This is a genomic window from Aeromicrobium sp. Leaf272 (genome assembly GCF_001422865.1).
Lineage (GTDB): Bacteria > Actinomycetota > Actinomycetes > Propionibacteriales > Nocardioidaceae > Aeromicrobium.
This window is the reverse complement of the sequence record NZ_LMMY01000009.1, coordinates 679,994-686,372: the sequence shown is the minus strand read 5'-3', so window position 1 is coordinate 686,372 and position 6,379 is coordinate 679,994. Positions and strand designations below refer to the sequence as shown.

The 6,379-nt window shown below is 71.9% G+C and carries 9 protein-coding genes; 6 read left to right on the top strand and 3 right to left on the bottom strand.

Translation table 11 applies throughout. The annotated features are described in order from the left end of the window. Window positions 1–550: cation diffusion facilitator family transporter (locus tag ASF38_RS04970; RefSeq protein ID WP_235497407.1), on the top strand; the 550-nt coding region annotated here is incomplete at its 5' end. 72 nt (window positions 551–622) lie between these two features. Next, window positions 623–910 carry a hypothetical protein gene (locus ASF38_RS04965; RefSeq protein WP_056574061.1) on the top strand — a complete coding sequence of 96 codons (288 nt, stop codon included), beginning with the start codon at window positions 623–625 and terminating at the stop codon, window positions 908–910. Between the two features lie 24 nt (window positions 911–934). On the opposite strand, the gene ASF38_RS04960 is transcribed toward ASF38_RS04965, so the two are convergent. Then, window positions 935–1,747: a DUF3152 domain-containing protein gene (locus tag ASF38_RS04960; RefSeq protein ID WP_056557263.1), complete on the bottom strand. Its 813-nt coding sequence runs from the start codon at window positions 1,745–1,747 to the stop codon at window positions 935–937. An 81-nt stretch (window positions 1,748–1,828) separates the two neighbouring features. Between ASF38_RS04960 and ASF38_RS04955 the strand changes: the two genes are divergently transcribed. Both ASF38_RS04955 and ASF38_RS04950 read left to right on the top strand, forming a co-directional pair. After that, entirely contained in the window at window positions 1,829–2,818 is a 990-nt protein-coding gene (locus ASF38_RS04955) for a pirin family protein (protein WP_056557260.1), read from the top strand. 24 nt (window positions 2,819–2,842) lie between these two features. Next, window positions 2,843–3,169, top strand: coding sequence for a GNAT family N-acetyltransferase (locus ASF38_RS04950; protein WP_056574059.1), 327 nt, complete (start codon window positions 2,843–2,845; stop codon window positions 3,167–3,169). Between the two features lie 13 nt (window positions 3,170–3,182). Here ASF38_RS04950 and ASF38_RS04945 read toward each other — a convergent pair whose 3' ends face one another. Continuing rightward, window positions 3,183–3,647 (bottom strand): PGPGW domain-containing protein, encoded by a 465-nt coding sequence (locus ASF38_RS04945; protein WP_056574056.1) that lies wholly within the window; start codon window positions 3,645–3,647, stop codon window positions 3,183–3,185. Between the two features lie 297 nt (window positions 3,648–3,944). Here ASF38_RS04945 and ASF38_RS04940 point away from each other — a divergent pair, with 297 nt between their 5' ends. Next, the gene (locus ASF38_RS04940; RefSeq protein WP_055962495.1) at window positions 3,945–5,033 is read left to right on the top strand and encodes an S-(hydroxymethyl)mycothiol dehydrogenase; all 1,089 of its coding nucleotides are present in this window, start codon (window positions 3,945–3,947) and stop codon (window positions 5,031–5,033) included. Then, window positions 5,033–5,665 carry an MBL fold metallo-hydrolase gene (locus ASF38_RS04935; RefSeq protein WP_056574053.1) on the top strand — a complete coding sequence of 211 codons (633 nt, stop codon included), beginning with the start codon at window positions 5,033–5,035 and terminating at the stop codon, window positions 5,663–5,665. Before ASF38_RS04940 ends, ASF38_RS04935 begins: the two co-directional genes overlap by 1 nt. 13 nt (window positions 5,666–5,678) lie before the next feature. Here the strand turns inward: ASF38_RS04935 and ASF38_RS04930 are convergent, their stop codons facing one another. Next, window positions 5,679–6,248, bottom strand: a complete 570-nt coding sequence (locus ASF38_RS04930; RefSeq protein ID WP_056574050.1) for a TetR/AcrR family transcriptional regulator — start codon at window positions 6,246–6,248, stop codon at window positions 5,679–5,681. Between the last annotated feature and the right edge of the window lie 131 nt (window positions 6,249–6,379).

Sequence of the window (6,379 nt, the reverse complement as noted above, 5' to 3'; positions counted from 1 at the left end):
CCAGACCCGGCCGATGATCGTCGTCGGCACGCTCGGGCTGGTGGTGAACGTCGTCGCCCTCGTGATGCTTCGCGCGGGCGCCGGTGAGTCGCTCGTGATGCGCGGCGCCTACCTCGAGGTCGTCGCCGACAACGCCGGGTCCGTCGGCGTGGTCGTCGCCGGTGTCCTCGTGGCCACCACGGGGCAGACCGGGTGGGACGCCGGCGTCGCGCTGGCCATCGGGGCCTTCGTGGCCGTGCGGGCGGTGATGCTCGGACGACAGGTCCTCGCCGTGCTCGGCCAGCACGCCCCCGAGGGCCTCGACGTGGACGAGGTGGTCGCCGACCTGCGGGCGATCGAGGGCGTCGGCGACGTGCACGACCTGCACGTCTGGGTTCTCACCTCCGGCATGAACGTGGCCACCGCCCACCTCGTCGCCGACGGCAGCGCCGACGTCGACGTGATCCTCGCCGACGCCAGGGCGGCGCTGCGCGACCGCCACGACGTCGAGCACGCGACCCTGCAGGTCGAGGGCGCCCGCGCACCGGAGTGCCACAGCGTCGACTGGTGACGCCGACTGTCACTCGTCCTCAGGCGTTGCCGGCGGTCTTCACGTAAGGTTCCCGGGTCCGTTCGGGTCTTCATGACGCCGGCGTCGTCGTACCCGATCGCCGAGCGTCCCACCGACGAAGGCGATGCCCATGAAGGCGACGACCTGAAGAACTCGGTCGTCGACACCCATGACGTGGTCGAGCGTCGCGACGACGACGATCGCTACGAGCGCGCTGATGAGGATCATGAGATTCATGGCCGTGGATCATTTCCGGAGTGGTCGTCCTGCAGCGCTGGGGGCGATGAGCCGTCGAGCGCGATGCTCCGCCTGATCACGATTCGGCGCATGCGCACGACGCTAGGCGAGCACGGGACCTGACGCACGGGGACAGGCGGCCGGCGACTACGGCCAGGGGTTCTTCACGCAGCCCTGCAGGCCCTTGGTCTGCTGCAGCATGACGGGTGCCTTCGCCCCGGGCGCCGGGCAGCCGACGTGGTACTTGCCGAGGGCGTGCCCGACCTCGTGGTTCACGAGGTAGGTGCGGTAGCCGCTGAGGTCGTCCCCGTAGTACTGGACGCCCAGCGCCCAGCGCTTGACGTTGAGCACGACCCGCGAGCCGCTGCGGCACGACACCTCGCCGCGGGTGAGCAGCGGGGCGCACAGCCGGTCGACGGTGTCGGGGCTCGCCAGCATGACCTGGAAGTCGCCCCCGCCCTCGACCTGCTCGAACGACCAGCCGTCGGAGCGCCAGCCGCGCTCGTCGCCGAGCACCTGTGCGACCTGGCGGGCGAAGCGGTCGGGGTCCTGGGGCAGTCCAGCCTCGACCTCCACCGAGTAGCGGCGGTTCCGACCGGAGCCGGCCCCCGCCACGTCGGCGACCGCGGCCGTGGCGAACGTGCCCTCGCCGCTCTGCGGGAAGTCGGTCGGCTCCGGAGCGGGTGTGGTCCTCGTGGGGGTGGGCTTCGGCGCCGGTGTCAGCGTCGGCATGACGGCGTCGTCGGCCCACGACACGTTCGTGGCGGCCGAGGCGGCGGGCTCGTCCGACGACGGACGGACGGCGGCCAGAACCACCACGACGAGCGTGACGAGCACCGATCCGCCGAGCGCTGCCGCACGGCGGCGACGTCGACGCATGGCACGCTGCCTCGCCGCGCGGTGGCGACCCACGGCGGTGGAGCTCGCGCGGCGCGAGGGGTCGGGCTCGCGCTCTGTCACCTGCACAGACTACGCGGAGCTACTCTGGCGACGACCGGTGACGCGACACCGCACCGTCACGACGAAGGGGTGGAGCAGCCCATGAGCAACACCGAGACATCGCCCGACGAGCTGGTGTGCGGCGAGGACTCCGCCGCCGAGCTGCAGGTCCTCACCCCGCGCGACGTGCCGCTCGGCGGGCCGCGCGCGATGACCGTGCGCCGCACGCTGCCCCAGCGTCAGCGCTCCCTCATCGGCGCCTGGTGCTTCCTCGACCACTACGGACCGGACGACGTGTCCGAGTCCGGCGGCATGGACGTGCCGCCCCACCCGCACACCGGGCTGCAGACCGTCAGCTGGCTGTTCTCGGGGACCATCGAGCACCGCGACAGCGCCGGGTTCCACGCCGACGTGCGACCCGGGGAGCTCAACCTCATGACGTCGGGCCGCGGCATCAGCCACTCCGAGCGCTCCACGCACGACACGACGGTGCTGCACGGTGCCCAGCTCTGGGTGGCGCTGCCGCAGGAGGCGCGCTTCGTCGACAAGACCTTCGAGCACTACGCCCCACCGACCCTCGAGGGCAGCTCCGACGGAGGTTCCTGGCGCGCGCAGGTGTTCCTCGGCAGCCTGCTGGGCTCCACGTCCCCGATCTCCACCCACACCCCGCTGCTGGGTGCCGAGCTGCGCCTCGACGCCGGCACGGTGCTGCAGCTCGACGTGGACCCGACGTTCGAGCACGGCGTGCTCGTCGACACCGGCGCCGTCCTCGCCGACGCCGACCCGATCGCGAAGGACGAGCTGGGCTACCTCGCCCCCGGCCGTGACCGCATCACGCTGCGCGCGAGCGAGGACAGCCGGGTGCTGCTCATCGGCGGGCCGCCGTTCGGCGAGCAGATCGTCATGTGGTGGAACTTCGTCGGCCGCAGCCACGACGACGTCGTGGAGTACCGCGCCGCGTGGATGGACGAGATCGACGGCAAGGCGGCCGGCGCCTCGTCCGACGGTCCGTACGGCCTGCCCGAGGGCGACCCCGAGCGTGCCCTCCCCGCCCCCGAGCTGCCCAACGCCCGCATCCGACCCCGCAGCTGACCCACCGAGCGAGAGCGAGCATCCATGAGCCTCCCTGTCGAGCACGACGGCATCGTCGTCCGCCACGCCCCGGAGCGGCACCGCTACGAGCTCGTCGACGGCGAGGACGTGATCGGCCACACCGACTACCGCGAGCTGGAGCCGCACGGAACCATCACCCATCGGGACTTCGTGCACACCGAGGTCGACGACGCCTACGGCGGGCGTGGGCTCGCGTCGGTGCTGGTGCAGTTCGCCCTCGACGACGTGCGCGCGGCGGGCCTGCGCATCGTGCCGCACTGCCCCTACGTCGCGGGCTGGATCCGCACGCACGAGGGTCGGTTCGACGACCTCGTCGACTGGCCCGCCTGAGGCTCGGCCCGGTCTAGCTCTCGGCGATCTCTCGCTCGACGTCGGCCATCGGTCGACCGCGGAAGCGGCGGAAGCTGTAGACGATCGTCGCCAGCGCGATGGCGGCGGAGAAGATGAGCGTGGCGCCCGTGCCCCAGCCGCCGAGCAGCCACCAGGACTCGCGCAGCGGCCACCAGTCGGGGGCCGGCGGACGCAGCCCCCACACGACGCCGAGCCCCGCGAGCCACACGACGCCGAGCAGCGACAGCGCGACCCTTGGCCAGGTCTGCACGCCCTGCGCAGCGGTGCGCAGGGCCGCGTCCTTGACGGGCTCGACGCGTCGGCGCGCCCACTCGTAGCGCTGCGACAGCAGGGCCAGGCCGCCGAACAGCAGCAGCAGGCCGGGCCCGGGGAGGAAGATCGCGGCGAGGCCGAGCAGGACCATGATCCAGCCGAGCACCTCGAGCGCGAGGGTCTTGCCGTGGTCGATGACGCCCATGTGGTCCTTCCGTCGTCGCTGGCCGGAGCGTAGCGGGTGGATCTGAACAGGTGGCTCAGCGCTTGGCCATCAGCATCCGGACGAGGTAGATGACGGCGACGACCACGAGGATGAGCAGGACGATGCGCATGGGACGCTCCTTCGACCGCACGCGCCGGTCGCGTGGGTGCCTGAACGGTAGGCCCGTTCGGGCCGTCCCGCACGGCAGACTTCGACTCCCGCCCAGCGGGACCGAGCGAGCCGCCCACGCCTCCGCTAGCGTCGGCGGTGAGCCACGCCACCCCCAGGAGGAACCCGATGCCGCAGACCGTCAAGGCCGTCGTCGCCCGCAGCAAGGGCGCACCCGTCACCGTCGAGAACATCGTCGTGCCCGACCCGGGGCCCGGTGAGGCGGTCGTGGCCGTCCAGGCCTGCGGGGTCTGCCACACCGACCTGCACTACCGCGAGGGCGGCATCAACGACGAGTTCCCGTTCCTGCTCGGCCACGAGGCCGCGGGTGTCGTGGAGTCCGTCGGCGAGGGTGTCACCGAGGTGGCCCCGGGCGACTTCGTGGTGCTCAACTGGCGTGCCGTGTGCGGTGACTGCCGGGCCTGCAAGCGGGGCCGCCCGCAGTACTGCTTCTCCACCTTCAACGCCGAGCAGAAGATGACGCTGGAGGACGGCACCGAGCTCTCTCCGGCGCTCGGGATCGGCGCCTTCGCCGAGAAGACCCTCGTGGCTGCCGGCCAGTGCACCAAGGTCGATCCCGAGGCCGACCCGGCCGCCGTCGGGCTGCTCGGCTGCGGCGTGATGGCCGGCATCGGCGCGGCGATCAACACCGGCAACGTGGGTCGCGGTGACTCCGTGGCCGTCATCGGCTGCGGCGGCGTGGGCATCGCCGCGGTCGCCGGAGCACGTCTGGCCGGAGCGGCCAAGATCATCGCCGTGGACCTCGACCCGCGCAAGCTCGAGCAGGCCACGGCCCTCGGTGCCACGCACACGATCGACGCGTCCAAGGACGACGTGGTCACCAAGGTGCAGGAGCTCACCGACACGTTCGGCGCCGACGTCGTGATCGAGGCGGTCGGCCGCCCCGAGACCTGGGAGCAGGCCTTCTACGCCCGTGACCTCGCCGGCACCGTGGTCCTGGTCGGCGTGCCCACGCCGGACATGAAGGTCCCCGAGCTGCCGCTCATCGACGTGTTCGGCCGTGGCGGCTCGCTCAAGTCCAGCTGGTACGGCGACTGCCTGCCGAGCCGCGACTTCCCGATGCTCGTCGACCTGTACCGCCAGGGCCGGCTCGACCTCGACGCCTTCGTCACCGAGCGCATCGGCATCGACGACGTCGAGGCCGCGTTCGACAAGATGCACGGCGGCGACGTCCTGCGTTCGGTGGTGATGATCTGATGTCGGCACAGGTCACGAAGGTCGTCACGTCGGGGCAGTTCGCGCTCGACGGCGGCAGCTGGGACGTCGACAACAACGTGTGGATCGTCGGTGACGACAGCGAGGTGGTCGTCGTCGACGCACCGCACGACGCCGAGGCCATCGCCGCGGCGGTCGACGGTCGCACGGTGCGGGCCATCGTGCTCACGCACGGTCACAACGACCACCTGAACGCCTCGGTGCAGCTGCGCGAGCTCACCGGCGCCCCCATCTGGTTCCCGTCGGCCGACACGATGCTGTGGGAGGCCGAGCACGGCACCGACGTGCGACCGGACCACGACCTCACCGACGGCACGACGTTCGAGGTGGCCGGTACCACGCTGCGGGCCGTCGCCACCCCGGGCCACTCCCCCGGCAGCACCTGCCTCTACAGCGAGGACCTCGGCGTCCTGTTCAGCGGTGACACGCTGTTCAGCGGCGGGCCCGGTGCCACGGGACGCAGCTACTCCAGCTTCGACACGATCGTCGCGTCCATCCGTGACCACCTGCTGACGCTGCCCGAGGACACCGTCGTGCACACCGGCCACGGTGACGACACGCGCATCGGCGACGAGGCGCCCCACCTGCAGGAGTGGATCGACCGAGGGCACTGAGCCCCTCGTCGGCTCAGGTGGGCGGCCAGGTCTCGAGCGCGCCGTGCAGCACGTCGACCACCCGGGTCCAGCTGACGTCGGCCTCGGGGTCGCTGTGGTCGAAGGACCCGGTGGCCTCGAGGGCGATGAACCCGTGGACGGTGCTGCCGATCAGCCGCACCGCGTGCACGTGGTCCTGCTCAGGCACGCCGTAGCCGCGCAGCACCGAGGCGAGCAGCTCGGTGTGGCGTCGCCCCGCCTCGACGCCGTCGTGGTCGGGGGCCAGCCGGCGTCGGGTCGCCGCGTACCGGCCGGGGTGGACGCGCGCGTAGTCGCGGTAGGCGTCGGCCAGGGCGCGCAGCGCCGACCCCCCGGAGCGGCCGGCGACGTTCCTCGACGCCGCATCGGCCATCTCGTCGAGCGCCCGCACCGTGAGGCCGTCGCGCAGCGCCTCGGCGCCGTCGACGTGCGCGTACAGGCTCGGCGTGCGGATGCCCACGGCGCGCGCGACGGCGGACGGCGTCACCGCCTCGAAGCCGACCTGGTCGGCGAGGTCGGCGGCGGCATCGAGGACGAGCGAGCGAGTGAGTCCGGCACGGGGCACGCGATCAACCTATCACCACTAGGTGTATACCTAAGGGTGTTAGGAAACGATGAAGGGACGCATCATGCAACCGCTCTCCGCCGACCAGGTCCGCGCCTGCTTCGTGAACAGCTCGCGCAGCAAGGTCGCCT